Source organism: Phenylobacterium sp. (assembly GCF_965229015.1).
Classification (GTDB): Bacteria; Pseudomonadota; Alphaproteobacteria; order Caulobacterales; family Caulobacteraceae; genus Phenylobacterium.
In genome coordinates this window covers 473,755-499,595 of sequence record NZ_CBDDIM010000001.1, presented here as the reverse complement: position 1 = coordinate 499,595, position 25,841 = coordinate 473,755, and the positions used below count along the sequence as shown (strand labels likewise).

General features: G+C 69.7%; 31 protein-coding genes. 21 read left to right on the top strand and 10 right to left on the bottom strand.

The window, feature by feature from the left end; translation table 11 throughout:
• Positions 1-25: 25 nt before the first annotated feature.
• The gene (locus ACO06I_RS02440; RefSeq protein ID WP_421931039.1) at positions 26-784 is read right to left on the bottom strand and encodes an enoyl-CoA hydratase/isomerase family protein; all 759 of its coding nucleotides are present in this window, start codon (positions 782-784) and stop codon (positions 26-28) included.
• Positions 785-966: 182 nt separating this feature from the next.
• Between ACO06I_RS02440 and ACO06I_RS02435 the strand changes: the two genes are divergently transcribed.
• A complete protein-coding gene (locus ACO06I_RS02435; protein ID WP_421931038.1) occupies positions 967-2,505 on the top strand; it encodes an acyl-CoA synthetase in 1,539 nt (512 codons plus the stop codon).
• Between the two features lie 12 nt (positions 2,506-2,517).
• Here the strand turns inward: ACO06I_RS02435 and ACO06I_RS02430 are convergent, their stop codons facing one another.
• Together ACO06I_RS02430 and ACO06I_RS02425 are read right to left on the bottom strand one after the other, a co-directional pair.
• Positions 2,518-3,084 (bottom strand): hypothetical protein, encoded by a 567-nt coding sequence (locus tag ACO06I_RS02430; protein WP_421931037.1) that lies wholly within the window; start codon positions 3,082-3,084, stop codon positions 2,518-2,520.
• A 32-nt stretch (positions 3,085-3,116) separates the two neighbouring features.
• Positions 3,117-3,341 carry a hypothetical protein gene (locus tag ACO06I_RS02425; RefSeq protein WP_421931036.1) on the bottom strand — a complete coding sequence of 75 codons (225 nt, stop codon included), beginning with the start codon at positions 3,339-3,341 and terminating at the stop codon, positions 3,117-3,119.
• Positions 3,342-3,513: 172 nt separating this feature from the next.
• On the opposite strand from ACO06I_RS02425, the gene ACO06I_RS02420 reads away from it, so the two are divergent.
• The 6 genes from ACO06I_RS02420 to ACO06I_RS02395 all read left to right on the top strand — a co-directional run bounded on the left by ACO06I_RS02420 (position 3,514) and on the right by ACO06I_RS02395 (position 9,577).
• Positions 3,514-4,158 (top strand): S24 family peptidase, encoded by a 645-nt coding sequence (locus tag ACO06I_RS02420; RefSeq protein WP_421931035.1) that lies wholly within the window; start codon positions 3,514-3,516, stop codon positions 4,156-4,158.
• An 81-nt stretch (positions 4,159-4,239) separates the two neighbouring features.
• Positions 4,240-4,677: a hypothetical protein gene (locus ACO06I_RS02415; RefSeq protein ID WP_421931034.1), complete on the top strand. Its 438-nt coding sequence runs from the start codon at positions 4,240-4,242 to the stop codon at positions 4,675-4,677.
• A gap of 54 nt (positions 4,678-4,731) precedes the next feature.
• Complete coding sequence (locus ACO06I_RS02410; RefSeq protein ID WP_421931033.1) at positions 4,732-5,172, top strand: MarR family winged helix-turn-helix transcriptional regulator; 441 nt, start codon at positions 4,732-4,734, stop codon at positions 5,170-5,172.
• On the top strand, positions 5,169-6,605 hold the full coding sequence (locus ACO06I_RS02405) for an MFS transporter (protein WP_421931032.1): 1,437 nt from the start codon (positions 5,169-5,171) through the stop codon (positions 6,603-6,605). The genes ACO06I_RS02410 and ACO06I_RS02405 overlap by 4 nt, the downstream gene beginning before the upstream one ends.
• 63 nt (positions 6,606-6,668) lie before the next feature.
• Entirely contained in the window at positions 6,669-7,685 is a 1,017-nt protein-coding gene (locus ACO06I_RS02400; protein ID WP_421931031.1) for an NADP-dependent oxidoreductase, read from the top strand.
• Between the two features lie 83 nt (positions 7,686-7,768).
• Positions 7,769-9,577: a flavin-containing monooxygenase gene (locus ACO06I_RS02395; protein ID WP_421931030.1), complete on the top strand. Its 1,809-nt coding sequence runs from the start codon at positions 7,769-7,771 to the stop codon at positions 9,575-9,577.
• Here ACO06I_RS02395 and ACO06I_RS02390 read toward each other — a convergent pair.
• The 3 genes from ACO06I_RS02390 to ACO06I_RS02380 form a co-directional block, all read right to left on the bottom strand.
• On the bottom strand, positions 9,574-9,786 hold the full coding sequence (locus ACO06I_RS02390; RefSeq protein ID WP_421931029.1) for an alkylphosphonate utilization protein: 213 nt from the start codon (positions 9,784-9,786) through the stop codon (positions 9,574-9,576). The genes ACO06I_RS02395 and ACO06I_RS02390 overlap by 4 nt on opposite strands.
• A gap of 65 nt (positions 9,787-9,851) precedes the next feature.
• Positions 9,852-10,763, bottom strand: a complete 912-nt coding sequence (locus tag ACO06I_RS02385) for an oxygenase MpaB family protein (RefSeq protein ID WP_421931028.1) — start codon at positions 10,761-10,763, stop codon at positions 9,852-9,854.
• A 5-nt stretch (positions 10,764-10,768) separates the two neighbouring features.
• Positions 10,769-11,278 (bottom strand): DUF1993 domain-containing protein, encoded by a 510-nt coding sequence (locus ACO06I_RS02380; protein WP_421931027.1) that lies wholly within the window; start codon positions 11,276-11,278, stop codon positions 10,769-10,771.
• A 96-nt stretch (positions 11,279-11,374) separates the two neighbouring features.
• On the opposite strand from ACO06I_RS02380, the gene ACO06I_RS02375 reads away from it, so the two are divergent.
• From ACO06I_RS02375 to ACO06I_RS02365, 3 genes are all read left to right on the top strand, one after another.
• Entirely contained in the window at positions 11,375-11,728 is a 354-nt protein-coding gene (locus tag ACO06I_RS02375; protein WP_421931026.1) for a DUF4180 domain-containing protein, read from the top strand.
• A 79-nt stretch (positions 11,729-11,807) separates the two neighbouring features.
• Entirely contained in the window at positions 11,808-13,043 is a 1,236-nt protein-coding gene (locus ACO06I_RS02370; RefSeq protein ID WP_421931025.1) for an acyl-CoA dehydrogenase family protein, read from the top strand.
• Positions 13,044-13,121: 78 nt separating this feature from the next.
• Positions 13,122-13,304, top strand: coding sequence for a hypothetical protein (locus ACO06I_RS02365; RefSeq protein ID WP_421931024.1), 183 nt, complete (start codon positions 13,122-13,124; stop codon positions 13,302-13,304).
• A 109-nt stretch (positions 13,305-13,413) separates the two neighbouring features.
• On the opposite strand, the gene ACO06I_RS02360 is transcribed toward ACO06I_RS02365, so the two are convergent.
• Positions 13,414-13,623 (bottom strand): cold-shock protein, encoded by a 210-nt coding sequence (locus tag ACO06I_RS02360; protein ID WP_304698645.1) that lies wholly within the window; start codon positions 13,621-13,623, stop codon positions 13,414-13,416.
• Positions 13,624-13,725: 102 nt separating this feature from the next.
• A complete protein-coding gene (locus ACO06I_RS02355) occupies positions 13,726-14,013 on the bottom strand; it encodes a hypothetical protein (protein WP_421931023.1) in 288 nt (95 codons plus the stop codon).
• A gap of 126 nt (positions 14,014-14,139) precedes the next feature.
• On the opposite strand from ACO06I_RS02355, the gene ACO06I_RS02350 reads away from it, so the two are divergent.
• The 5 genes from ACO06I_RS02350 (at position 14,140) to mazF (ending at position 17,428) form a co-directional block, all read left to right on the top strand.
• Entirely contained in the window at positions 14,140-15,132 is a 993-nt protein-coding gene (locus ACO06I_RS02350) for an ABC transporter ATP-binding protein (protein WP_421931022.1), read from the top strand.
• A gap of 3 nt (positions 15,133-15,135) precedes the next feature.
• On the top strand, positions 15,136-15,969 hold the full coding sequence (locus ACO06I_RS02345) for an ABC transporter permease (protein WP_421931021.1): 834 nt from the start codon (positions 15,136-15,138) through the stop codon (positions 15,967-15,969).
• Between the two features lie 4 nt (positions 15,970-15,973).
• Positions 15,974-16,777 carry an ABC transporter permease gene (locus ACO06I_RS02340; RefSeq protein WP_421931020.1) on the top strand — a complete coding sequence of 268 codons (804 nt, stop codon included), beginning with the start codon at positions 15,974-15,976 and terminating at the stop codon, positions 16,775-16,777.
• A 76-nt stretch (positions 16,778-16,853) separates the two neighbouring features.
• Positions 16,854-17,096: an AbrB/MazE/SpoVT family DNA-binding domain-containing protein gene (locus ACO06I_RS02335; RefSeq protein WP_421931019.1), complete on the top strand. Its 243-nt coding sequence runs from the start codon at positions 16,854-16,856 to the stop codon at positions 17,094-17,096.
• On the top strand, positions 17,096-17,428 hold the full coding sequence (gene mazF / locus ACO06I_RS02330) for an endoribonuclease MazF (RefSeq protein ID WP_421931018.1): 333 nt from the start codon (positions 17,096-17,098) through the stop codon (positions 17,426-17,428). Before ACO06I_RS02335 ends, mazF begins: the two co-directional genes overlap by 1 nt.
• 2 nt (positions 17,429-17,430) lie before the next feature.
• Here the strand turns inward: mazF and ACO06I_RS02325 are convergent, their stop codons facing one another.
• Complete coding sequence (locus ACO06I_RS02325) at positions 17,431-18,435, bottom strand: NAD(P)H-dependent flavin oxidoreductase (protein ID WP_421931017.1); 1,005 nt, start codon at positions 18,433-18,435, stop codon at positions 17,431-17,433.
• A 131-nt stretch (positions 18,436-18,566) separates the two neighbouring features.
• On the opposite strand from ACO06I_RS02325, the gene ACO06I_RS02320 reads away from it, so the two are divergent.
• From ACO06I_RS02320 to ACO06I_RS02310, 3 genes are all read left to right on the top strand, one after another.
• The gene (locus ACO06I_RS02320) at positions 18,567-19,997 is read left to right on the top strand and encodes a methylmalonyl-CoA mutase family protein (protein WP_421931016.1); all 1,431 of its coding nucleotides are present in this window, start codon (positions 18,567-18,569) and stop codon (positions 19,995-19,997) included.
• Entirely contained in the window at positions 19,994-22,150 is a 2,157-nt protein-coding gene (gene scpA / locus ACO06I_RS02315) for a methylmalonyl-CoA mutase (protein ID WP_421931015.1), read from the top strand. Before ACO06I_RS02320 ends, scpA begins: the two co-directional genes overlap by 4 nt.
• An 89-nt stretch (positions 22,151-22,239) precedes the next feature.
• Positions 22,240-22,971 carry a M23 family metallopeptidase gene (locus ACO06I_RS02310; protein WP_421931014.1) on the top strand — a complete coding sequence of 244 codons (732 nt, stop codon included), beginning with the start codon at positions 22,240-22,242 and terminating at the stop codon, positions 22,969-22,971.
• Here ACO06I_RS02310 and ACO06I_RS02305 read toward each other — a convergent pair.
• The gene (locus tag ACO06I_RS02305) at positions 22,952-24,238 is read right to left on the bottom strand and encodes a SulP family inorganic anion transporter (RefSeq protein WP_421931013.1); all 1,287 of its coding nucleotides are present in this window, start codon (positions 24,236-24,238) and stop codon (positions 22,952-22,954) included. The genes ACO06I_RS02310 and ACO06I_RS02305 overlap by 20 nt on opposite strands.
• A 133-nt stretch (positions 24,239-24,371) precedes the next feature.
• Here ACO06I_RS02305 and ACO06I_RS02300 point away from each other — a divergent pair, with 133 nt between their 5' ends.
• Genes ACO06I_RS02300 through ACO06I_RS02290 form a run of 3 tightly spaced genes read left to right on the top strand, consistent with a single transcriptional unit; the run spans position 24,372 to position 25,841 of the window.
• Positions 24,372-24,698, top strand: a complete 327-nt coding sequence (locus tag ACO06I_RS02300) for an ArsR/SmtB family transcription factor (protein WP_421931012.1) — start codon at positions 24,372-24,374, stop codon at positions 24,696-24,698.
• Complete coding sequence (locus ACO06I_RS02295) at positions 24,695-25,165, top strand: SRPBCC family protein (protein ID WP_421931011.1); 471 nt, start codon at positions 24,695-24,697, stop codon at positions 25,163-25,165. Before ACO06I_RS02300 ends, ACO06I_RS02295 begins: the two co-directional genes overlap by 4 nt.
• A gap of 25 nt (positions 25,166-25,190) precedes the next feature.
• Positions 25,191-25,841 carry a glutathione S-transferase family protein gene (locus tag ACO06I_RS02290; RefSeq protein ID WP_421931010.1) on the top strand — a complete coding sequence of 217 codons (651 nt, stop codon included), beginning with the start codon at positions 25,191-25,193 and terminating at the stop codon, positions 25,839-25,841.

The window sequence follows — 25,841 nt, the reverse complement described above, 5'->3', positions numbered from 1 at the left end:
GCCGGGGCCCTCGAACCTTGAGGCCCTAGCTCTTCGGCATCGCCGCCGGAACCACCCGTCCGCGGATCATCTGGATCTGGCCGCGCTCCTCCAGCTCCAACGCGGACTCAAAGCTCATCCCCTCCAGGGTCGCATCGAAGGTGCGCTTGGAGATCCGCAGGGCGTCGGGGCCGGCCTTCAGCATGGCCGCAGCCAGGCGCTCGCCCTCGGCGGCCAGCCCCTCGTCGGGGATCACCTTGGAGACCAGGCCCACCCGGGCGGCCTCCTCGGCGTGCATCGGCTCGCCGGTCAGCAGCATCTCGCGGGTCCGGGAAATCCCCATGGTCCGCTGCAGCCGCCAGCTCACCGCCAGCTCCGAGCCCGACAGGCCGATCTTGATGAAGGCCGGGTGGAAGGCCGCGCTGGCCCCGGCCACGATGACGTCGGCGGCGAGCGCGATGGCCAGGCCGCCTCCGGCGGCGGCCCCGTGCACCAGGGCGATGATCGGCTGCGGGCAGGCCCGCATGGCCTTGAGGGTGTCGCGCAGCATCCAGTCGCCGTTCGGCCCGTCCCGCAGCCGGTCCGGCTGGCCGCCGGCCTTCAGGTCCGCGCCGGAGGAGAAGCCCCGCCCCGCCCCCGCCAGCACGATGACGCGGCACTCGGTGTCCCGCCGACGGGCCTCGAAATAAGCCAGCAGGGCGTCCGACAGCGGCTGGTTCAGAGCGTTCAGCCGCTCGGGCCGGTTCAGCGTCACGAAGTCGGTTTCGCCACGCCGTTCCACCAACAGCACATCTTGATCAGCCACGCCGGCCTCCTTCGATTGAAAGCTTCTTCCGCGCGGGACGCCCGTCGCAGTCCCCCGACACTCACCGGAGTCACCGCCGGAGTCACGGAGAACGGTGAGGTTTGGCCCTTCTCCCCCGGCCCCTTGCCATTCCCCGCCGTGAGGTCGCTAGACTGGCGGCCATAAAAAGGGGGAGGAACCCGATGGGCGAGATCATCAGCGGCGAACGCCGGCTGTCCTCGGCGGCGCTCAACGAACGGGCCTCCCGCGCGGCCACCGGCCTGGCCTCCCTGGGCGTCGGCGCCGGCGACCTGATCGCCATCTATCTGCGCAACGACCTGGCCTTCCTCGAGGCCACCTTCGCGGCGGGCCTGCTGGGCGCCTATCCGACCCCGGTCAACTGGCACTATGCCGAGGCCGAGGCCCGCTACCTGTTCGAGAACTCCGGGGCCCGAGCGATCATTATCCACGCCGACCTGATCGAGGGCGTCCGCGCCGCCCTGCCCCCCGGCGTGCCGGTCCTGGTGGTCCCCACCCCGCCGGAGATCGCCCAGGCCTATGGGATCGACCCCGCGCCGACGCCCCTCGGCATGATCGACTGGACCCGCTGGCTGGAAGGCTTCGCCCCCTTCGACCAGCCGGTGGCCGATGGGCCGGGCACGATCATCTACACCTCGGGCACCACCGGCCATCCCAAGGGGGTGCGCCGCAATCCGCCGACCCCGGAACAGGCCGCCGTCTCGGCCGGCATGCTGGCCTACGCCTTCGGCTTCGCCGACTGGATGGACCGGCCCGAGCAGATCGTCACCGTGATCACCGGGCCCATGTACCACTCGGCTCCCAACGCCTACGGCGTCTTCAGCGCCCGCCTGGGCGCCAAGGTGATCCTGGAGGCCCGCTTCGATCCGGAGGAGCTGCTGGCCCTGATCGCCCGCGAGCGGGTCACCCACCTGCACATGGTGCCGATCATGTTCACCCGCCTGCTGCGCCTGCCGCCGGAGGTGCGGGCGAGGTACGACGTCTCCAGCCTGAAATTCGTGGTCCACGCGGCCGCCCCCTGCCCGGCGCCGGTGAAGCGGGCGATGATCGAGTGGTGGGGACCGGTGATCAACGAGTACTACGGCTCCACCGAGACCGGCGCGGTGGTCTTCTGCACCTCCGAGCAGTGGCTCTCCCATCCGGGCACGGTGGGCAAGGCCATGCCCGGCGCCGATGTCCGGGTGATCGACGCCGAGGGAAACAGCCTGCCCGCCGGCGAGATCGGCGAGGTCGTGGCGCGCACCCCGGCCATCGCCGACTTCACCTATCACGGCGACGACGCCAAGCGGGCCGCCTCGGAGAAGGTCGGCCTGATCGCGCCGGGGGACATCGGCTATCTGGACGCTGACGGCTTCCTCTATCTGTGCGACCGCGCCAAGGACATGATCATCTCCGGCGGGGCCAACATCTATCCCGCCGAGATCGAGGCCGAGCTGCACAAGATGCCCGGGGTCGCCGACTGCGCGGTGTTCGGCATCCCCGACGAGGAGTTCGGCGAGGCGGTCTGCGCCGTGGTCCAGCCCCTGCCCGGCGTCGCGCTGACCGAGGCCGAGGTGCGGACCTATCTGCGCGGCCAGATGGCCGGCTACAAGGTGCCCAAGCGCGTCGATTTCCACGCCGACCTGCCCCGCGAGGACTCCGGCAAGATCTTCAAGCGCAAGCTCCGCGAGCCCTTCTGGGAAGGCCTGGACCGGCGGATCTGAACGCCGGCCGCGTCAGCCGCCGTCTGCGGCCAGCAGGTCCAGCGCCACCGCCAGCACCGCCTCCAGCCGCCCGGCCTCCCGGTCGGTGCGGGCCGCCTCGCGGGGCGTCAGCTCCTCGCCGCAGACCAGGTCGCAGGCCGCCAGCAGGGTCGGGTGTTGGTGCAGCCGGCGGCGAAAGGCGGCCAGCTTGGCCGCCGCCGCCACCCGCGCCTCGGCCTGGGCCAGGACCTCGGTGAGGCTGGTCCCCTGCGGATTGTCGCCGTGCTTGATGTCCAGGCTCGACCCGATCCCCGCCCCGCCCCGGGCGCGACGGTAATAGGTCCCGTAGCGTTCGCCGGCCGTCTTCTGCAGGTCGTTCAGCCGCCCCTGCCGCACCAGCCAGTCGAGCCCCGCCTGGCGCCGGTGCGGCCTGCGGGGCGAGGCCGGCGCCTCGATGGACGCGCCCCGGGCCTCCGACAGAGCCACGGTCTCGGCGATGCCGGCGGCGGTGGCCAGGGCCTCGGCGCGGGCCCTGCCGCGCTGTTCCAGGGTCAGCAGACGCGCGCGCTCCAGGCGCGCCAGATGGGCCGTGCGGCTCATGCGCGGAAACTCCCCTAATCTGTTGAAAAGACTCAGGCCTTGGGCGGGGCGATCATCGGCAGGCAGACCGCCGCCCCGTCCTTGCCGACCCGCCGTTCGGAGAAGGCCCAGAAGCCGCCGGCCGCGAGGACCGCGGCCACGTGGGCCTCGTGCCGCGCGAATTTCGGCAACTGCCGGTCGCCGGCCCCGCGCGCGGCGCGCTTGCGGAAGAGCGCCTCGAACCGCCGCGCCGGATCGGTCTCGAGCCCCAGCAGCAACCGCGTTCGCGCAGGCGACGTCCCCGTTTGACGTAGGGCCGCGTAATCCTGGCCGTCGACCGGCCGTGGCTTGGTGTTTTCCCGTTCCATGGGAGAACTGTAGGGAACATACAGGGAACGGACAACAAATTTCTGTATTTTCTCTACACAAATTCCCCTATAGGTTTAGGCCATGGACGACCGCCGCCAACGCCTGCGCCTGGCCCGCACCGAGAAGGGCTTCGACACCGCCGCCGCCGCCGCCGAGGCCTTCGGCTGGAACCGCAACACCTACGCCTCCAATGAGAACGGCAACGCCCCCTTCTCCTACCGCAAGGCCAAGGAGTACGCCGCCGCCTTCGGGGTCCGCCCCGAATGGCTCTACGACGCCTCGGGCCCCGTCCGCCCCGCGGCCCAGGCCGGCCTGGTCAAGGTGATCGGCATGGTGGGCGCCAACCCGGAGGGAGCCATCCTCTACGCCACCGGCCAGGAGGCTGATGACCTGGCCCCGATCCCGCCCGGCGGCACGGAAAACGCCGTCGCCGTCCAGGTCTCCGGACACTCCATGCGCGGCCTCGCCGACGACGGCGCGCTCATCTATTTTGAAGACCAAAGGACGCCGCCGACTCCCGACATGCTGGGCCACGTGGTGGTGGTGGAGACCGACACCGACGAGGTGCTGGTCAAGCGCCTGCTGCGCGGCAGCGAGCCGGGCCGCTACGACCTGGAGAGCCTGGCCGGCCCGACCCGCCACGACGCCAGGCTGCGCTGGGCGGCCCACATCACCGCGATCATCCCGCCCCATCAGGCCCGCCGGATCATCATCCGCGGACTGTGACGCTCACCCCCAGGTGGATCGCCCGATCAGAAATCTAACATAAGATTTGGCCGGATTGTGTATCTTTTATACATTATCCGAATGCCGCCTTTCGCAGACTCCGACCTCGCCGACGCCCTGACCACCGAACGCGCGGTCGACGCCGCCAGGGTCGCCTGGAGCGCCCGCGAAGGCCGGCGGGCCGCCGGCGTCGCCTGGTCGGGCATGTCCGGCCCAGTCTTGGCCCCGGCCGAACCGGCCGACCTGCTGGCCGCCGCCCGCGCCCGCCTCGCCGCCCGCCGGATCTGGGCCGAGAGCCGCCGTGGCCGCTTCGTCACCGCCGTCGTCCAGGCCCAGGTCGCCGCCCGAGCGGCCCACGCGGCTGGCGAACAGGCCCGGGCGGCCGCGTCCCGCGACTTCGAGGCCGAGCGCCAGGGCTGCGCCCAGGCCGCCCGGGAGCTGCGCGCCGCCGCCCTGGCCCTGCTCCGGAGCGCCCGCGCCGCGCGGGGGGCGCTGGACCGCGACGATCCGGCCGCTTGACCCCCGCCATCCTGGAAACTAGGTAGTTCGACAACCTAACTACCTTGAGTCCGAATGCCCGCCCTCAGCAATGATCCCTCCGCCCTGGCCGAGTCCCTGCGCCCGGCCCTGCTGCGCGTCTCCCGCCGGCTGCGCCAGGAGGCTCAGAAGGCCGGGGTCTCGGCCCTGGACGCCCTCCTACTCAACCAGATCAGCCGCAATCCAGGGGTGGGGGTCTGCGACCTGGCCGACGGCGAGCAACTTTCCCGCCCCACCATGAGCGGCCACATCAAGCGCCTGGAGGCCGCCGGCTGGGTGGTCCGCGCCGACCACGCCCAGGACGGCCGCCGGTCCGGCCTGGCGATCACCCCGGCGGGTCAGGCCCGCCTGGAGGCGATCCGCCAGCACCGCAACGACTGGCTCGCCGCCCGCCTCGCCAAGCTGCCCGAGGAGGCCCGCCAGCAACTGCAGGCCGCCTCCGGCCCCCTCCTCCAGCTGCTGAGCCTCGAGGCATGAGCGAGATCGAAGCCCCCATCGACGCCCCGGTCGCCGGAACCTCCACCACCCGAGGCTGGATGATCCCGGCCATCATCGGCTCGGCCCTGCTGATGCAGACCCTCAACGCCACGGTGATCTCCAACGCCCTGCCCACCATGGCCAAGGCCCTGCACGAGGACCCCCTGCGGCTGAACCTGGCCATCACCATGTTCCTGCTGGCCTCGGCGGTCTTCCTGCCGATTTCCGGCTGGGTCGCCGACAAGTTCGGCGCCAAGCGGATCTTCATGGCCTCGATGGTGCTGTTCGCCCTGTCCTCGGCCGCCTGCGGCTTCGCCCAGGACCTCAACCAGCTGGTGGCCGCCCGCATGTTCCAGGGCATGGCCGGCGCCATGATGGGTCCGGTCGGACGCCTGGTCCTGCTGCGCACCACCCCCAAGAGCGAGCTGGTGGGCGCCATGTCGGTCCTCACCATGCCCGCCCTCCTGGGGCCGGTCATCGGCCCTGTCGTCGGGGGCGCCATCGTCACCTTCGCCGACTGGCGCTGGATCTTCTTCATGAACCTGCCGGTGGCCATCGCCGGCGTCGCCCTGGTCCGGGCCTATGTGCCCAACGTCAAGGAACAGGCGGTCTCCCCCATGGACTGGATCGGCATCCTGCTCACGGGCCTCGGCCTGGCGGGCATGATCTTCGGCTTCGAGAACGTCGGCCGCGGGTCCCTGCCCCCCGGCGTGGTGGGCGGCCTGTTCCTGGGCAGCGCCACGGCCCTGACCCTCTACTGGTTCCACGCCCGCAACAATCCGCACGCCATCATCGACCTGTCGATCTTCAGCCTGGTGACCTTCCGCGCCTCGGTGATCGGCGGCGCCTTCATGCGCGTGGCCATGGGGGCGACCCCCTTCCTGCTGGCCATGCTGCTGCAGATCGGCTTTGGCCTCTCGGCCTTCCAGGCGGGGATGATGACCTTCATCAGCGCCGCCGGCGCCCTGGTGATGAAGACCACCGCCCCGCCCATCCTGCGCCGCTACGGCTTCCGCACCGTCCTGCTGGTCAACGCCGTCATCGTCGGGGTCAGCTTCATGGCCTACGGCCTGTTCAAGCCCTCGACCCCGCACTGGATCATGCTGATGGTCCTGGCGATCGGCGGCTTCTTCCGCTCCCTGCAATTCACCAGCCTCAACGGCATGGCCTATGCCGAGATCGAGCAGCACCAGATGAGCCGGGCGTCCACCACCTCCTCCATGGCCCAGCAGCTGGTGCAGTCCATCGGCATCGGCCTGGCCGCCCTGCTGCTGCACAGCCTGATGGTGGCCCAGGGCCAGACGCACATGACGGCGGCCACCATCGCGCCCGCCTTCGTGATCATCGGCGCCATCACCTTCATCTCGATCCTGTTCTTCCTGCCCCTGCCCAAGGACGCCGGCGACGAGATGAACGGCCGCAATCGTCCCTAAACCCTCGACTTCCCCGGCGTGCGGTCGGCATCGTCTCCCAAACGATCAAGGGAGACCCGCCTCATGCCGACCAATCGCCAATGGATCCTGCGCCGCCGTCCGACCGGCGAGATCGGCCCCGAGGATCTGGAACTCGTCACCGTCCAGACGCCCGAGCTGAAGGACGGCGAGGTCCTGGTCCGCACGATCTACCTGTCCCTCGACCCCACCAACCGCATCTGGATGAGCGACCAGGACCAGTACCTGCCTCCCGTCGAGATCGGCGACGTCATGCGCGGCGGCGTCATCGGGGTCGTGGAGGCCTCCAAGAGCCCCGAGCTCCAGGTCGGCCAGATCGTCAATCCCGGCCTTGGCGGCTGGCAGGATTACACCGTGCTCCCGGCCGCCATGGCCCGCCCGAGCCTGCAGATCCCCGGCGTCCCGCTGACGGCCTATATGAGCGTGCTGGGCGCCACCGGCCTGACGGCCTGGTTCGGCCTCATGGACATCGGCAAGCCGCAGCCCGGTGAGACCGTCGTGGTCTCGGCCGCCGCCGGCGCGGTGGGCTCCATCGTCGGCCAGCTGGCCAAGCTCAAGGGCTGCCGGGTCATCGGCATCGCCGGGGGGCCCGAGAAGTGCCGCTGGCTCACCGAGGAGCTCGGCTTCGACGGCGCCATCGACTACCGCAACGAGGAGGTGGGCAAGGCTCTCGACCGCCTGGCCCCCAACGGCATCGACGTGGACTTCGAGAACGTCGGCGGCGAGATCATGGACGCCGTCCTGGCCCGCATGAACAATTTCGGCCGCGTGGCCCTCTGCGGCATGATCTCCACCTACAATATCGATGGCCCCATCCCGGGCCCCAAGGACTTCGCCCGGGTCCTGATGCGCCGCCTGCTGATCAAGGGCTTCATCATCATCGACTACCTGCCCCGCGCCGCCGAGGCGATGGCCGAGCTGATCCCCCTGGTGGCCTCGGGCCAGATCAAGTGGAAGGCCCACGTGGTGGACGGCCTGGAGAACGCCTCCGAGGCCGTGAAGCTGCTGTTCACCGGCGCCCACGACGGCAAGCTGCTGGTCCGCGTGTCGCCCGAGCCCTGACCTGCGGGACGACCGCTTGCCTTACGTAGGGCGAGCGGTCGTCCAATCTCCCCACAAGGCCGCAGAGCCTGGGGAGAAACGTCATGTCGGACACCATGGACCGCGACCTGGGCTTCGATCCCGAAGCCCTGCGCGCCAAGTACCGCGCCGAGCGCGACAAGCGCCTGCGCGAGGACGCCAATGCACAGTATGTCGAGATCAAGGGCGACTACGCCCACTATCTCGACGACCCCTATGTGCCGCCGGGCTTTTCCCGCGAGCCCCTGACCGACGAGGTCGAGGTGGTGGTGATCGGCGGCGGCTTCGGCGGCCTGCTGGCCGGCGCCCGCCTGCGCGAGGCCGGGGTCCAGGACATCCGGCTCATCGAGAAGGGCGGCGACTTCGGCGGCACCTGGTACTGGAACCGCTATCCGGGCGCGGCCTGCGACATCGAGAGCTACATCTACCTCCCCCTGCTGGAGGAGGTCGGCTTCATGCCGCGGGAGAAGTACACCCGCGCGCCCGAGATCCTCGCCCACAGCCGCGCCATCGGCGAGAAGTACGGCCTCTACGACAACGCCTGCTTCCAGACCGAGGTCACCGACATGACCTGGGACGAGGCCGCGTCGCGCTGGATCATCCGCACCAACCGCGGCGACGCCATACGAGCCCGCTTCGTGGCCATGGCCAACGGCCCGCTGCACCGGCCCAAGCTGCCGGGCATTCCGGGCGTCGATAGCTTCAAGGGCCACAGCTTCCACACCAGCCGCTGGGACTACGACTACACCGGCGGCGACTCCTTCGGCGGCCTGAGCGGCCTGAGGGGCAAGCGGGTGGGCATCATCGGCACCGGCGCCACGGCCGTGCAGTGCGTGCCGCACCTGGGCGAAGGCGCGGGCGAGCTGTTCGTCTTCCAGCGCACGCCGTCCTCCATCGATGTCCGCAACAACACCCCCACCGATCCGGCCTGGGCCGCCAGCCTTGAGCCCGGCTGGCAGCAGCAGCGGATGGACAATTTCAACATCCTGCTCTCCGGCGGCTGGCAGGAGCAGGACCTGGTCAACGACGGCTGGACCGACATCATCCGCAATCTCGGCCTCATGGCCCGTCAGCGGGCCGAGACCGCCGGCGGCGCGGTCGATCCCGCCGAGCTGATGCAGCTGGCCGACTTCAAGAAGATGGAGCAGATCCGCGCCCGGGTGGACGCCGTGGTGGCCGACCCGTCAACCGCCGAGGCCCTCAAGCCGTTCTACAACCAATTCTGCAAGCGTCCCTGCTTCCACGACGACTACCTGGCCGCCTTCAACCGGCCCAACGTCCGCCTGATCGACACCAACGGCCTGGGCGTGGAGCGGATCGACGAGACCGGGGTCTGGGCCAATGGCCGGCACTACGAGCTGGACTGCCTGATCTACGCCACCGGCTTCGAGGTCGGCACCGACTATACCCGCCGCGCCGGCTACGAGCTGCACGGCAAGGGCGGCCTGACCCTGACCGAGAAGTGGAAGGACGGGCTGTCCACCCTGCACGGGATGCACGCCCGCGGCTTCCCCAACTGCTTCATCTTCTCCAATGCGCAGTCCGGCTTCACCGCCAACTTCCCGCACATGATGAACGAGCAGTCCAAGCACTTCGCCTACATCGTCAAGCACGCCCTGGACCACCAGGTCCGCACCGTCGAGGCCTCGGAACAGGCCGAGGCCGACTGGGTGGCCACCATCGAGTCCCTGGCCATCATGCGCCAGCGGTTCCTCGAGGAATGCACGCCCGGCTACTACAACAACGAGGGCAAGCCCTCGGCGCTGGCCGCCCGCAACGGCTCCTACGGCGCCGGGCCCATCGCCTTCGTGAAGGTGCTGGAGGACTGGCGGGCGGAGGGTAGGCTCCAGGGGCTGGAGCTAAGCCGGGATTAGGCCTTCTTCACGAACTCGGTCTTCAGCACCAGGTCCTTCACCTTCTCGGCGCGGCACTCGATCTCGTCCTCGTTGTCGGTGAGGCGGATGTTGCGCATCAGGGTGCCGCGCTTGAGGGTCACCGAGGTGCCCTTGACCTTGAGATCCTTGATCAGGGTGACGGAGTCGCCCTCGACCAGGAGGGCGCCATTGGCGTCGCGAACATTCATGGCGGACATCCCGGACCGGTTTCGAGGAGCTGTGCTGTAGAACCCGGACGGGCCCTCGACAAGCCTCAGGGCCGATAGAGGTGGTTGGCCGGCAGGCCCAGCCGGCGGCAGGCCACGGCCGGCGGGCCGTCCTCGATGACGACGCGGTCGGCCAGGCCGCCCAGGGTGCGGACCAGGGCCCGCTCCCAGGGCTTCAGGTCCCAGCGGCGGTCGAGGCCGAGGATGTCGCGCACCTGCGCCGGGACGATCTCCACCGCCGCCCGCACCAGCAGGCCCTGGAGGGGCCGCAGGGGGGCCGGCAGCAGGTCGGCCGTCCGCATGATGTCGAGGAACTCGAAGACGATCGGCGAAGCCTCCATCCGTGGCCGCATGGCGGCGAACAGGGCGCTCATCCCGGCCACGTCCGTCGGCGCTCCCACGGCCCCGTAGAGCCGCGCCGCCGGCGCCCCCTCGGCATAGAGCCGCGACAGCGCCTCGGCGCTCAGCGGCCAGGCATAGGCGCTGTAGGCCTGGGCGAAGCCGAACCCCGCCGTGGCCTGCACCCAGTCCAGCAGCAGCGGGTCGTTGGCGCGATAGGCCGCCCCGCCGGGGGTCTGGCCCTCCACCGTGTCGTGGCGGCGCCGGACGCCCGCGATCATCGCCTCGGCCCGGCTGCGCGCGGCGTAGACGGTGATCATCGCCGCCAGGCCGGTGCGCCGCAGGCGGCCGCCGGGATCGCGGCGGAAGCTGGAATGGTCCCAGACCCCGGAGCGGACCCCGGGCTCGGCGAACTCCAGGATCACGGCGGCCACCCCGCCGATGAACAGGCTCAGCGGGTTCTTGAACACCCGCCAGGACACCGAGTCCGGCCCGGCCAGGGCCGGCTCGCCGAGCGGGCTGGAGAACACCTCCCCGCCCCCCGGCAGCAACTCCGCCGCCGCCGCGCTCAGCCGCCGGCGCAACGGCGCAGGCAGGATGATCTCGGAGGCGGCGGGCATGAAGGCTAGGCGATCGACCCGAGGTAGTCGCGTTTGCCCACCTCGACGCCCTTGTGGCGCAGGATGTCGTGGGCCGTGACCACGTGGAAATAGAAGTTCGGCAGAGCGAAGGCGAACAGGTAGTCCGGGCCGCTGAAGGACGGCTTCACGGGGCCGAAGTTGAGGGTGATGGTACGCCCCTCGCCCGCGTCGACGTCGGCGGCCGGCAGGCCTTCCAGATAGGCGATGGTCTTGGCGATGCGCTCCTGCAGCTGCGGGAAGGTGGTTTCGTCATCCGCCATCTTCGGGGCCTCGATGCCGCTGAGCCGTTCGCCGGACAGCTTGGCGGTGTCGCTGGTGCGCTGCACCTGAGCGGCCAGGGCCAGCATGTCGGGGGCCAGCCGCGCCTCGATCAGTTCGGAGGGATCGATCCCCTTTTCTGCGGCGTGCGCCGCGCCCTTTTCCAACAAGTGCGCGAGGTTCTTGAGGCCGCGCACGAAGAGCGGGATCGAGGCTTGGTGGAGAGAAATCGACATGCAGGCGTCCTTGGAAGAGGTGGCCCACCGTGGGCCGTCGCCGCTCATATGGGGTATGAGGGCACCAAGCGCGACTGTTCACAGGCGGTGACGAAGATGACCCTCCAGATCCTCAACGGCGCCCGCGTCTGGCTGTGCGACGCCGAGGGCCCGCGCCTGTCCACAGGCCGGGACGCCACCGACATCATCGGCGACGCCTATGGCGCCGACGTCGCGGTCATCGCCCTCCCCGCCTCACGCCTGGCGGACGAAGTCTTCGACCTGAGCACCCGCCTGGCCGGGGAGTTCGTCCAGAAGTTCGTCAACTACGGCGTGCCGCTCGCCATCGTCGGCGACGTCTCGGCCCATCTCGCCGCCAGCACCGCCCTGCGCGACTTCGCCCGCGAGTCCAACCGCGGCCGCCACCTGTGGTTCGTCGAGGACCTGGACGCGCTCGCCGCCCGCCTTTGACGCCAAGGCAGGCTTGCGCCCCGCCGATGATGGGCCGACCCTCCCGCCCAATCAGAAAACCACAGGGCGGAGAGCGACCATGTCCATCGACTTCGAGATTCCGGCGGAGGCCAAGGCCATCCGCGCCAGGGTGCGCCAGTGGGTGCACGACGAGTGCATCCCCGCTGAGAAGCGCCTGGTGGACAAGGAGTCCTTCAAGACCGTCCTGGCCGAACTGCGCGCCAAGGCCCGCGCCGCCGGTCTCTGGCTCCCCTTCATCCCCAAGGAATATGGCGGCATGGGCCTTGGCCCGCTGGCCAACGCCCTGGTGCAGATGGAGCTGGGGGAGAGCCACCTCGGCGCGCTCTCGATGAACAGCCAGGGCCCCGACGACGCCACCATGCTGACCCTGCTGGCCCACGGCACCGAGTTCCAGAAGGAGAAGTACCTCAAGCCGCTGCTGAACGGCGACAAGCGGGTCTGCTACTCGATGACCGAGAAGGCCGCCGGCGCCGACGCCACCGGCATGCAGACCCGGGCGGTGAAGGACGGCAACGAGAACTACATCCTCAACGGCGAGAAGTGGTTCTCCTCGGCGGCCAGCGCCGCCGACCTGGCGGTGGTCATGGCCATGACCGACCCCGACGCGCCGCGCCACCAGCGCTATTCCACCTTCATCGTCGAGCTGCCGAACCCCGGCTACGTCATCAAGCGCGACATCGGCACCATGGCCGTCCACGGCCCGCTCAGCGAGATCATGGGCGGCGGCCACGCCGAGATCGAGATCAAGGACCTGAAGATCCCGGCCGAGAACCTGCTCGGGGGCGAGGGCCAGGGCTTCAACATGGGCCAGCACCGCCTGGCCTACGGCCGCCTGCGCCACGGCATGCACAATGTGGCCATGGCCCAGCGGGCCCTGGACATGGCCGCCGCCCACGTCACCCAGCGCGAGACCTTCGGCAAGAAGCTGTCGGAGCGCCAGGGGGTGCAGTGGATGCTCGCCGACTGCGCCAGCGAGCTCTACATGGCCCGGCTGATGCTGCTGCACATCGCCTACAAGGCCGAGCGCGGCATGGACCTGCGGCAGGAAAACTCCATCGCCAAGGTGTTCCTGGCCCACATGGTCCACAAGGTGGTGGACACCGCCATCCAGCTGCACGGGGCCCTGGGCTATTCCACCGACACGCCCCTGGCCGCCTGGTACACCCACATCCGCTCGCAGCGGCTGGTGGACGGGCCCGACGAGGTGCACCGCTGGACGGTGGGCCGCAACGTCATCAAGGCCTATGAGCGCGACGGCACCACCGCGGCCGCGGCCGGCGGCGACCTGCTCTAGGCGCTGGGGAGGGCGGCGCGCCGGAACCCACCCCGCGCGCGCCGGGTTCCTCTGGTCAGAACCAGAGGAGGACAGCCCATGGGCAAGATTCAAGGCGAAGGCGACTATGACGCCGCGCGGCGCTTCCGCGAGGCGGAGGAGAAGGTCGTGAAGACGGGGCCCGTCGAGGAGAAGGCCCAGGAGGCCAAGGACGCGCTCGACGGTCCCGAGGGGCCGGAGCTGGAAAAGGCTCGCCGCGACACCGCCAAGGGCGCGCCGTAGTAGGCGATACGGAGACGCCAAAAAACACCGGCGCCAAGGCCCGGTGGATCAGATCGGAAAAGATCAAGAGGCGGGGCGCGCCGGAAGCCGGCGGCCCCGCCGTCCAGAACTAGAGGATTTGCAGCTGAGCCGCGGAATCCTTGCCGCTCTTGCGGTCACGCTCGACTTCGAAGCTGACCTTGTCACCTTCGTTCAGTCCGCCGAGGCCCGCGCGTTCAACCGCGGAGATGTGGACGAAAACGTCGCCGCCACCGCCCTCAGGAGCGATGAAGCCATAACCCTTGGTCGCGTTGAACCACTTCACAGTACCAGTCGCCATTGTCGTCCCTATCTCAAGTGAGTGAATCCGCAGTGGCAGAGGACGGACGCCGACGCAAGCGTGCAAAATTTCGCGCGGTCTGGGAACCGGCGGTCCGAGGGCTCAAATCGGGCTGTCGGGACGGTACTCGAACCCCACCAGATAGACCTTCTCCCCCGCCCCGTGCTTGGCGGTCTTCAGCAGGTCGACCACGCCCTGGAAGCCTGAGCTTCGGGCCAATTGTGGAGTAATATCCGCAAGTTCGATCTGGCGCAGGGAGGTCACCTCCACCGCGCCGTCCCCCAGCCGGTAACGACCGCCGACCTTCACGCGCGGGCTCCGCCAGATGCGCACGCTGCAGGTGATCTCGCCGCGCATGATCGGCTCCCTTAGCTTCTTGGTGAACACCATATCGGGCCTCCTCGCGGCGACCGGCATCCTGACGCCGGCGCCTGAAAACCGGAAGCGACGCCATTGACGTGGTCAGGACAGGCCCATAGCGTCCCGCCTCTTCTTTGACATCGCAGGCGGCCCCCCATGCCCCAGATCCTGGTTCAGGACCTGGCGAAGACCTATCGCGTGGCCGAACGCGACCCCGGGATGTTCGGGGCCGTGCGCGGACTTGTGCGCCGCCGCTGGCGCACGGTCGAAGCCCTGAAGGACGTCAGCTTTTCCCTGGAGCGCGGCGAGTTGCTGGGCTTCATCGGCCCCAACGGGGCGGGCAAGTCCACCACCATCAAGATCCTCTCGGGCATCCTGCGCCCCGACTCCGGCCGCGTGGAGATCGAAGGCCTGGTCCCCTACGCCGACCGCATCAGGCACGTCGCCCGGATCGGGGTGGTGTTCGGTCAGCGCACCCAGCTCTGGTGGGACCTGCCGGTGATCGACGGCTTCGACCTGCTGCGCGACATCTATCGGGTCGATCCCCGGCGCTACAAGGCGACCCGCGACGAACTGGTGGCCCTGCTGCGGCTGGAGAAGCTGCTGGACCAGCCGGTGCGCCAGTTGTCCCTGGGCCAGCGCATGCGCGCCGAGATCGGCGCGGCCCTGCTGCACGAACCCTCGATCCTGTTCCTGGACGAGCCCACCATCGGCCTGGACGCGCCGTCCAAGCTGGCGGTCCGCGAGTTCGTCAAGAAGCTCAACCAGGAGCGCGGCGTCACCGTCCTGCTCACCACCCACGACATGCACGACATCGAGGCCCTGGCGCAGCGGGTGATCGTCATCGGCCACGGCCGGGTCCTGGCCGACAGCCCTTTCGAGACCCTGCGCGCCAATGTCCTGGCCGAGCGGCGGCTGTTCGTGGACTTCGCCGATGACGCCCCTGCCCTCGACCTGCCGGGCGTCGAGGTCCGCAAGCGCGACGGCCGGTCCCTGGAGCTGGCCTTCAACCCCAGCCTCACCAGCGCGCCGGCCCTGATCGCCGCCATCACCGCCCGCCACGCGGTGGAGGACATCCATGTGGAGCAGCCGGCGATCGAGGAAGTGATCGCCAGGTTCTACGACCTGCACGGCGCCAACGAGGCATGAGCCGTGGACCTGCTTCGTCCCTATATCGCCGCGTTCAATTCGCGCTTCCTGCTGATGATGCAGTACCGGGCCGCCGCCCTGGCCGGGTTCTTCACCCAGTGCTGGTTCGGGGCGGTCCACGTCATGGTCCTGGCCGCCTTCTATCTCGGCGCGCCTGAGGCGGCCGCCGCCAGCCCCATCAGCCTCACCCAGGCCGTCACCTACACCTGGCTGGCCCAGGGGCTGCTGGCCGTCATGCCCTGGGTGGGAGACCCCGAGATCGCCGACGGGGTCCGCAGCGGGGCCATCAGCTATGACCGCCTGCGCCCGGTGGACGCCTACGCCCTCTGGTACGTCCGCGCCGCCGGGTGGATGACCGCCCGGGTCGTGCCCCGTGTCCTGCTGATGATCCTGGCCGCCGGGATCGTCCTGCCCCTCATCGGGCAGGGCCAATGGGCCTGGCAGCCCCCGGCCAGCCTGTCGGCCGCCCTGCTCTTCCTGCTGTCGGAGACCCTGGCGGTGGCGCTCGCCTGCGCCATCATCATGCTGATCAACATTGTCGTGGTGGCCACCATGAACGCCCGGGGCGTCAACATCCTGATGCAGCCGATCGTGATCATCTTCACCGGCAACCTCCTGCCCCTCGCCCTCTATCCCGACGCCGTCCGCACCGTCCTCTTCGTCCAGCCCTTCGCCGGGACCCTGGACATCCCCAACCGCATCTATTTCGGCGCCCTCACCGGTCCGCTGGCCTGGGCCGGCATCGGCCTGCAGCTTTTCTGGACAGGTCTCTTCATCGCCGCAGGGCGCTGGTGGCTGGGGCGGGTGATGGCGCGCCTCGAAGTGCAGGGAGGCTAGATCGATGAACGGCCTTTCCCTGCTCGGTCGCTACTTCAGCGCCTCCATGCGCGGACAGATGCAGTATCCGGCCTCGGCGATCATGCTGACCCTGGGCCAACTCGCCTCGACGGCCATTGAGATCGTCTCGATCTGGGCCCTGTTCGACCGCTTCGGCGCGGTGAAGGGCTGGGCCTTCGGCGAGGTGATGTTCTTCTACGCCCTGATCGGCATCAGCTTCGCCTTCGCCGACTTCCTGACCCGAGGCTTCGACGTGTTCGGCAGCGACTTCGTGCGCACCGGCGCCTTCGACCGCCTGCTGCTGCGGCCCCGGTCGGCGGCCCTGCAGCTGATGGGTCATGACTTCCGCATCAGCCGGTTCGGGCGGTTCTTCCAGGCGGCCATCATCCTGGCCATCGCCACGACCAGCCTGCACTTCGTCTGGACGCCCCAAGCCGTCCTGATGGCGCTCTGGACCATCCTTGGCGGGGTCGCCTTCTTCGCCGCCCTCTTCGTGCTGCAGGCGGTCATGGCCTTCTGGACCGTCGAAAGCCTGGAGGCGGTCAACGCCCTCACCTATGGCGGGGTCTATGCGGGCCAGTTCCCCATGGCCCTCTACGCCCGCTGGTTCCGGACCTTCCTGACCTTCATCGTGCCCCTGGCCTGCGTCGCCTACTATCCCGTCCTGGCGATCCTGGGGCGCAGCGATCCCCTGGGCGCGCCCGACTGGTTCCTGCCGGTCGCGCCCCTGGCGGGCTTCATCTTCCTGGGCCTGTCGCTCCTGGCCTGGCGCTTCGGAGTCTCGAAGTACACCTCGACCGGAAGCTAGGCGGACATTGTCGATACAAAGTTGACACCTCGGCCGATCCGGTGGAGTGTCGACATTGTCTATACGCGAGGATGCCATGCGGGTTCAGATCAAGAAGTGGGGCAACAGCGCCTCCGTGCGAATTCCGGCCTCCGTCATGGCTGCAGCGTCGCTATCCCTGGATCAGGCGGTTGATGTGCGCGAGGAGGACGGGCGGGTGGTGATCGAGCCTGTTCAGGCGTCGAAATACGACCTCGATCAGCTTCTCAACGGCATGGCCGAGGACACCTTCCCAGACGACATCGATTTCGGCCGCCCAGCTGGCGGCGAGGCCTGGTAGTGACGAGCTATGTGCCGGAGGCCGGCGATGTCGTCTCGTTGGAGTTCGATCCGCAGGCGGGCCACGAACAGGCTGGCCACCGCCCGGCCCTTGTCCTTTCGCCGGCGCGCTACAACGGCATGCGCGGCATGATGATCTGCTGCCCCATGACCTCGCGGATCAAGGGCTATCCTTTTGAAGTCGTGGCAACCCAGGACCCGCCCAGCGTCATCCTCGCCGATCAGGTCAAGAGCCTGGATTGGCGAGCCCGCCGCGCCAAGCGGCACGGCGCTGTCGCGCCGGCCGTCCTGGCGGACGTCAGGGCGAAGATCGCCGCCCTGCTCCAGATCTAGCCTTACTCCGCGGCCATCAGCACCCGGCCGGTGGTCAGCGCGGTCTTGGCGGCCAGCTCGGCCTTGGCCTGCTCGTATTCGGCCGCCAGGCGGTCCACCAGTTCGGCGACGGTGGGGATCGACTTCACCGCCCCGATGCCCTGGCCGCAACCCCAGATGTCCTTCCAGGCCTTGGCTTCCTGGTTGCCGCCCGAGCCGAAGTTCATCTTCGACGGATCGGCCTGGGGCAGGTTGTCGGGGTCGAGGCCGGCGCGCTCGATGGAGGGCCGCAGATAGTTGCCGTGCACCCCGGTGAACAGGTTCGAATAGACGATGTCCTCGCCGGTGCTCTCGACGATCATGTCCTTGTAGCCCTGGACGGCGCGGGCCTCCTGGGTCGCGATGAAGGCCGAGCCGATATAGGCGAGGTCCGCGCCCATGGCCTGGGCGCCGAGGATGGCGCGGCCGTTGGCGATGGCGCCCGACAGCGCGATGGGGCCGTCGAACCACTCGCGCAGTTCCTGGATAAGGGCGAAGGGCGACAGGCCGCCGGCATGGCCGCCGGCTCCGGCCGCCACCGGGATCAGGCCGTCGGCGCCCTTCTCCACGGCCTTGCGGGCGAACTTGTCGTTGATGACGTCGTGCAGGACGATGCCGCCATAGGAGTGGATGGCGTCGTTGACCGCCTGCTGGGCCCCCAGCGAGGTGATGGTGATCGGCACGCGGTACTTCACCGCCAGCTCCACGTCCTCCTCCAGCCGGTTGTTGGTCTTGTGGACGATCTGGTTGACGGCGAAGGGCGCCGAGAGGCGGTCGGGGTTCTTGCGGTCCCAGTCGGCCAGTTCCTCGGTGATCTGGGCCAGCCACTCGTCCAGCTGGCTCACCGGGCGTGCGTTCAGCGCCGGGAAGGACCCCACCACGCCGGCCTTGCACTGGGCGATCACCAGCTCCGGGCCTGAAATGATGAACAGCGGCGAGGCGATCACCGGAATACGCAGACGCTCGGCGAGAATGGGCGGCAGGGCCATGGGCAAGGTTTCCTCTGGTAATGCGTTTTGGATCTTATTTTTACAACGTATATACAAGACGCGGGAACGTGCAAGCGGCTGACCCGGCGTGAACTTGACGGGGGCCATGCGGGCGGCACATCTGGGGCCCGATGACTGACCTGACCGCCCTCGCCGCCGCCTTCCCCGCCGTCACCGCCGCCGACTGGCGCGCCCTGGTGGAGAAGACCCTGAAGGACGCTCCCTTCGACAGCCTGATGCGGACCACCGCCGAGGGCCTGCCGATCGCGCCGCTCTATGAGGGGGCCGACCGGTCGCCGGCCTTCCCCCTGCGTCCCTTCGACGCCGAGCGGCCCTGGGACATCCGCGGCCGCATCACCCATCCCGACCCGGTCCGCGCCAACGCCGACCTGATGACCGACCTGGAGGGCGGCGCGGCCTCGGCCCTGATCCGCCTGGACCCCACCGGGGCGAGCGGCGTCGCCGTCGGCTCCGCCGAGGATCTGGCCCGGGTGCTGGACGGCGTCATGCTGGAGCTGGCGCCGGTGGCCCTCGACGCCGGCTTCCTGGGCCCCAAGGCCGCCGACTGGCTGGCCGCCGCGGCCAAGGGCTCGCCGGCCGCGAAGCTGTTCTTCCACCTTGATCCCCTCAGCGCCTTCGCCGAAGCCGGCGAGAGCCCCGGCCCCATCGAGAGCCACCTGGTCTCGGCCGCCACCGTCGCCCGGCGGCTGGCCGAGTCCTATCCGGACGCCGGCCTGTTCCTGGCCTCGGGCCGGGTGGTCCACGAGGCCGGGGGCGGCGAGGCCGGCGAACTGGCCTTCGCCATGGCCGCCGCCGTCGCCTACGCCAAGGCCCTGGTCCGCGCCGGCCTGCCGATGCAGGACGCCTTCGCGCGAACCGTTCTTGGCCTCTCCGCAGACGCCGACTATTTCGCCACCCTGGCCAAGTTGCGCGCCGCCCGGCGCCTCTGGGCCCGGATCACCGCGGCCTGCGGCGTCACCGCCGCCCCGCGCATCGAGGCGCGCTCTTCCCACCGCATGCTGGCCGCCCACGATCCCTGGACCAACATGCTGCGCCTCACCGCCGCCGCCGTCGGCGCCTCCATCGGCGGGGCCGACAGCATCGTCCTGGGGAGCTTCACCGACGCGCTCGGCCTGCCCACCGCCTTCGCGCGCCGCCAGAGCCGCAACGCCCAGCTGGTCCTGATGGAAGAGGCCCACCTGGGCCGCGTCGCCGACCCCGGCGCGGGCTCGGGTTATGTCGAGGCTCTCACCGACGAGATCGCCCGGGCCGCCTGGGCCGCCCTCCAGGCCATCGAGGCCAGGGGCGGCCTGATCGCGGCCCTGGCCGACGGCCACATCGCCGCCGAGACCGCCAGGGTTCGCGAAGCCCGCGTGGCCGGCGGGCCCCTGAAGATCGTCGGGGTCACCGCCTTCCCCCAGCCCGGCCAGGCGCCGGTGGAGGTGGAGCGCGCGACCCCCAGGGCCGCCGAGGCCCCCTCGCCCCGCCTGCCCGGCCCCGACGGCCGTTGCCCGGCGCTCAAACCCATCCGTCTCGCCGAACCCTATGAGGTGGCCGCGTGAGCACCTTCCCCGACTTCGCCACCCTGCCCTTCGACGGCGAGACCGCGCCGGCCGCCTCGCCCAGCGCGCCGGCCTGGGAGACCCCCGAGGGCATCGCCGTGAAGCCCGCCTATGGCGCCGCCGACATCACGGGCCTCGACGACCTGGCCGGCTATCCGGGCCTGGCCCCCTTCGTGCGCGGCCCCTACCCGACCATGTACCTCACCAACCCGTGGACCATCCGCCAGTATGCGGGCTTCTCCACGGCCGAGGATTCCAACGCCTTCTATCGCCGCAACCTGGCGGCCGGTCAGATGGGTCTCTCCATCGCCTTCGACCTGGCCACCCACCGCGGCTATGACTCTGACCACCCGCGGGTGAAGGGCGATGTCGGCATGGCCGGCGTCGCCATCGACTCCATCTACGACATGCGGACCCTGTTTGACGGAATCCCGCTCGACAAGATGAGCGTGTCGATGACCATGAACGGCGCGGTCCTGCCGGTCCTGGCCCTTTATATCGTGGCGGCCGAGGAACAGGGGGTCAGCCACGACAAGCTGTCAGGCACCATCCAGAACGACATCCTCAAGGAGTTCCTGGTCCGGAACACCTACATCTATCCGCCCGGCCCCTCGATGCGGATCATTTCGGACATCTTTTCATACACTTCGCGGGAAATGCCGAAGTTCAACTCGATCTCGATCAGCGGCTATCACATCCAGGAAGCCGGGGCGACGCTGGACCTGGAGCTGGCCTACACCCTGGCCGACGGCATCGAATATGTCCGGGCCGGCGTCGCCGCCGGCATGACCGTCGACCAGTTCGCGCCGCGCCTGTCCTTCTTCTGGAACGCCGGCATGAACGCCTTCATGGAGATCGCCAAGCAGCGGGCCGGACGCCTGCTCTGGGCCAAGCTGATGAAGGACGAGTTCGACCCCAAGGACAGCCGCTCGCTGTCCCTGCGCGCCCACACCCAGACCAGCGGCTGGAGCCTGGCGGCCTCCGACGTCTACAACAACGTGCCCCGCACCCTGGTGGAGGCGATGGCGGCGGTGGGCGGCCAGACCCAGAGCCTGCACACCAACTCCCTCGACGAAGCCCTTGCCCTGCCGACGGATTTCTCGGCCCGCATCGCCCGCAACACCCAGCTCTTCCTTCAGCTCGAGAGCGGCCAGACCCGGGTCGTCGACCCCTGGGGCGGCTCCTTCTATGTCGAGCGCCTGACCGCCGACCTGGCGGCCCGCGCCCTGGAGCACATCGCCGAGGTGGAGGCCCTGGGGGGCATGGCCAAGGCCATCGAGGACGGCCTGCCCAAGCGCCGCATCGAGGAGGCCAGCGCCCGCACCCAGGCGCGCATCGACTCCGGCCGCCAGAGCGTGGTGGGCGTGAACCGCTACCGCTCGGACATCGCCGAAGTGATCCCGATGCTCAAGGTGGACAACTCCGCCGTCCGCGAGCGCCAGCTGGAAAAGCTCACCCGCCTGAAGGCCGAGCGCGACCCCACCGCCGTGGAGGCCGCCCTGACCGCCCTGACCGAGGGCGCGCGCGGGACCGCCAACCTGCTGGAGCTGTCGGTCAACGCCGCCCGCGCCAAGGCCACGGTGGGCGAGATCAGCCTGGCCCTGGAGCACGCCTTCCGCCGCCACTCCGCCGAGGCCTTCGCGGTCACCGGGGTCTATCTGCGCGAGGCCGGCCCCACCCCGGCCAGCGACAAGGCCAAGGCGATGACGGAGGCCTTCACCCAGGCCGACGGCCGCAAACCCCGCATCCTGGTGGCCAAGATGGGCCAGGACGGCCACGACCGCGGCCAGAAGGTGATCGCCTCGGGCTTCGCCGACCTCGGCTTCGACGTCGACATCGGCAACCTGTTCCAGACCCCCGCCGAGGCGGCCGCCAAGGCCGTGGCCGACGGCGCGCACGTCGTCGGCGCCAGCTCGCTCGCCGCCGGCCACCTGACCCTGGTGCCGGAACTGAAGGACGAGCTGGCCAAGCTGGGCCGCGCCGACATCCTGGTGGTGGTGGGCGGGGTCATTCCGCCGGAGGACTTCCAGGCCCTGCGCGACGCCGGGGTGGCGGCGATCTTCACCCCCGGCACGGTGGTCCCCGAGGCGGCCATCGAGGTGTTGGACCGGCTCAACGAACAGCTCGGCTACGCCCAGCTCGACAAGGCCTAGCCAAGGGCTCGGGGCGGCCTTCCGCCGCAGGTGGGTTGCCTCCGATCCCCATTCCGGTGATTGTCGGGGCGATTGTCGGAGGGGACCGCATGATCCGGAAGAGACTTGCCTTCGCCCTGGCGCAGCTTGGCTTGGTGGCCGGCGCGCTCTGCCTGACCCAGGTGGCCAGCGCCACCGCGCCGGTTCGCGAACGCACCCTGGCCGCCCCGATCCCGCTCGCCGCCCCCGTGCCCATGGCGTCGAGCACCGTCGCCCACCGCTACTGGCCGGTGGTCACCAGCCTGGCCCAGGCCACCGTCGCCCCGGCCCACCTGTTCGACGGCAAGGTCCAGGGCGCGCCGCTGCGCAGCTTCGACACCCGCCGTCCCGCCGACCCCTCCAAACCCCAGACCCGCCGCCACGTCGGCGTCGACCTGACCGCCGCCGAGGGCGACACGGTGGTGGCGATGGAGGATGGCCAGATCGTCAACTTCTACCCCTTCCTGGCCCGCGCGGCCTCGGTGGGGGGCGAGAACACCTACGCCATCCTGATCCAGCACAAGGACTATGTGGCCCTCTACGGTGAGGTCCGCGCCAGCAGCCTGTCGGCCAGGGGCCTGAAGGTGGGCGATCGCGTCGCCGCCGGCCAGCCGATCGGCGTGGTCAGCGGCACCGCCCAGCTCCACACCGAGACCTACGCCTCCGGCGTCACGCGCAACATCAAGTGGCCGGTGGGGGCGCCGCCGCCGAAGGAGATGCGCAATCCGACCCAGCTCCTGCTGGACACGGCGCTCACCGGCGAGCGCCTCTATCCGAAGACCCTCAGGCTCGCCGGCGCCTGAACCAGGCCTCGGCGGCGAACAGGGTCGCCAGCAGGCAGCCGGCCGTGATGCCGGTGATCAGGTCCCGCGCCAGGGTCAGGCCGAAGGTCGCCAGCAGCACCGCGGCGGTCCGCCAGGAGACCCGGACGAGCCGGGCGAACTCCGCCTTCTCGGCCATGTTCCAGCCCACCACCACCAGCATGCCGGCCAGGGCCGCCAGGGGCACATAGGCCGCGAGCGGCGCGGCCAGCATCATGAAGCCCAGCAGGAACAGGCTGTGCAGCATGCCGGCCACCGGGCCCCTGGCGCCGGCCCGGACATTGGTGGCGGTGCGGGCGATGGTGCCGGTGACGCAGATGCCGCCGAACAGGGCCGCGCCCATGTTGCCGGCGCCCTGGGCCACCAGTTCGATATTGGAGCGGTGCTGACGGCCGCTCATGCCGTCGGCCACCGTGGCCGAGAGCAGGCTCTCGATGCCTCCCAGCAGGGTGAAGGCCGCCGCCGCCGGCAGGACCGCCAGCAGCTTCTCCATCGTCACCGCCGGGAGATGGGGCATGGGCAGGCCGCTGGGGATGCCGCCGAAGCGGCTGCCGATGGTCTCCACGTCCAGGTGCAGCAGGGCGGCCGCGAGGGTGGCGATCACCACCCCGATCAGCAGGGCCGGCCAGGTGGGCCGCCAGCGGCGGACGGCGAAGGCGATGACGATGCAGGCCGCCCCCACCGCCAGGGCCTGGGCGTTGGTGCTGGGCAGGGCGCGGGTCAGGGCCATGATCTTGGGCCCGAACTCCCCCGGCTCCCCGCCGGCGAGCCGCAGGCCGAACAGATCCTTGAGCTGGCTGGCGGTGATGATGGTGGCGATGGCGGCGGTGAAGCCCACGGTCACGGCGTGGGGCACGTAGCGGATCAGGGCGCCCAGGCGCAGGAGCCCGCCCAGGGTCAGCATGAGGCCCGACAGGAAGGTCGCCAGCACCAGGCCGTCGATCCCCTGCTTGGCCACCGTGGCCGCCACCAGGACGATGAAGGCGCCGGCCGGACCGCCGATCTGGAACCGGCTGCCCCCCAGGGCCGAGACCAGGAAGCCGCCGACGATGGCGCTGTAGAGGCCACGGTCGGGGGACACCCCCGAGGCGATGGCGATGCCCATGGAGAGCGGCAGGGCGACGATGGCCACGGTCAAGCCCGCGATCGCGTCGGCGCGCAAATCCTTCAGGCCATAGCCCTCGGCGAAGATGGTCGCGAGCTTCGGCGTGAAGACGCCCGTGAACCGCGGCGGCAGGGTCTCGGTCATGCAAGGGTTCCAAAACGCAGGCCCTCACGATGCGCCGCGCTGGTTGATGATCCTTCAATCGTCCCATCCTGGCATTGCGCCAGATCAAGGTCATGCGCTTGACTATTCCGTAATCTACGGCTTACGGTTAGTGATGACTTACCACTCTGCCACCTTCGCCGCTCTGGCCGACCCCACCCGACAGAAGGTGTTCGAGCGCCTGTCGCGCGGTCCGGCCGCGGTGGGGGAGATCGCGCGGGGGCTCCCGGTCAGCCGGCCGGCGGTGTCCCAGCACCTGAAAGTCCTGAAGGACGCGGGCCTGGTGACGGACCATCCGGAGGGAACGCGGCGCATCTACCAGATCGACCCGCGGGGACTGGGCGCCATGCGCGCCTGGCTGGATCAGTTCTGGGGCGTGGCCCTGGACGCCTTCGCCGCCGAGGTCGACCAATCCACCGACACCGACGAGACGGCGAGATGAACCAACAGATCCGCCCCGCCCCGGTTCGCAAGACCGTGCTGGTCAAGGCTTCGCCGCAGAAGGCCTTCGAGGTCTTCACCTCCGGCATCCATCGCTGGTGGCCCGCCAGCCACCACATCGGCGCCTCGCCCCTGAAACGGCCGGTGATCGAGCCCATGGTCGGCGGCCGCTGGTACACGGTCTGCGAGGACGACAGCGAGGTCGAGGTGGGCAGGGTGGCGGCCTGGGAGCCGCCGGCCCGCGTGGTCCTGGTGTGGCAGATCAACGCCCAGTGGCGGTACGACCCCAGCATCGAGACGATCCTCGAGGTGACCTTCACCCCCGAAGGCGACGGGACCCGGGTCGATCTCGAACACCGCCAGCTGGAGCAGCTCGGCGCAGGCGCCGTCGAAGGCCGCGCTCGGCTCGACGCGCCCAGCGGCTGGGGCGCCCTGCTCGCCCTCTATGCGCAACAGGCCAACCTCTAACCCCAAGCTCAGAAGGAGTCCGTCCATGCCAGAGTTCATCGTCTACGGCATTCCCGGCAGCCCGTTCATGCGGGCGGTGCTCGCCGCCCTTGAAGAGAAGTCGGCCCCCTATCGGATGCAGCCGGTCGCGCCGGGCGAACATCGGGGCGAGGCCTACCGCGCCATGAATCCCTTCTGCCGAATCCCGGTGGTGAAGCACGGCGACTTCGTCCTCTACGAGACCCAGGCGATCCTTCGCTACATCGACGCCGCCCTCCCCGGCCCGGCCCTGCAGCCCACGGACCCGAAGGTCGCGGCGCGGATGAACCAGATCATGGGGATCAACGACTGGTACTTCTTCCCGCAAGTGGGATCGACGGTGGTCTTCCAGCGGATCGTCGGACCCGTGATCACCGGCTCTGCGGCCAACGAGGAGATCTGCGCCGCGGCGCTGCCTCAGGCGAAGGTCTGCATGGAAGCACTGGAAGGCCTGCTGGACGCCAACACCTACCTGGTGGGCGACGCCGTCACCCTGGCCGACCTGCTGCTGTATCCGCAACTGGCCTACCTCTCCCAGACACCGGAGGGTCGGACGCTGCTGAAAGGCAAGCGCCTGGCCGGCTGGTTGGATCGGATGTCCGTGCGGCCCAGCATGCTCGCGACCCTGCCGCCGGACCCCTTGCGCGCGGCGGTGTAG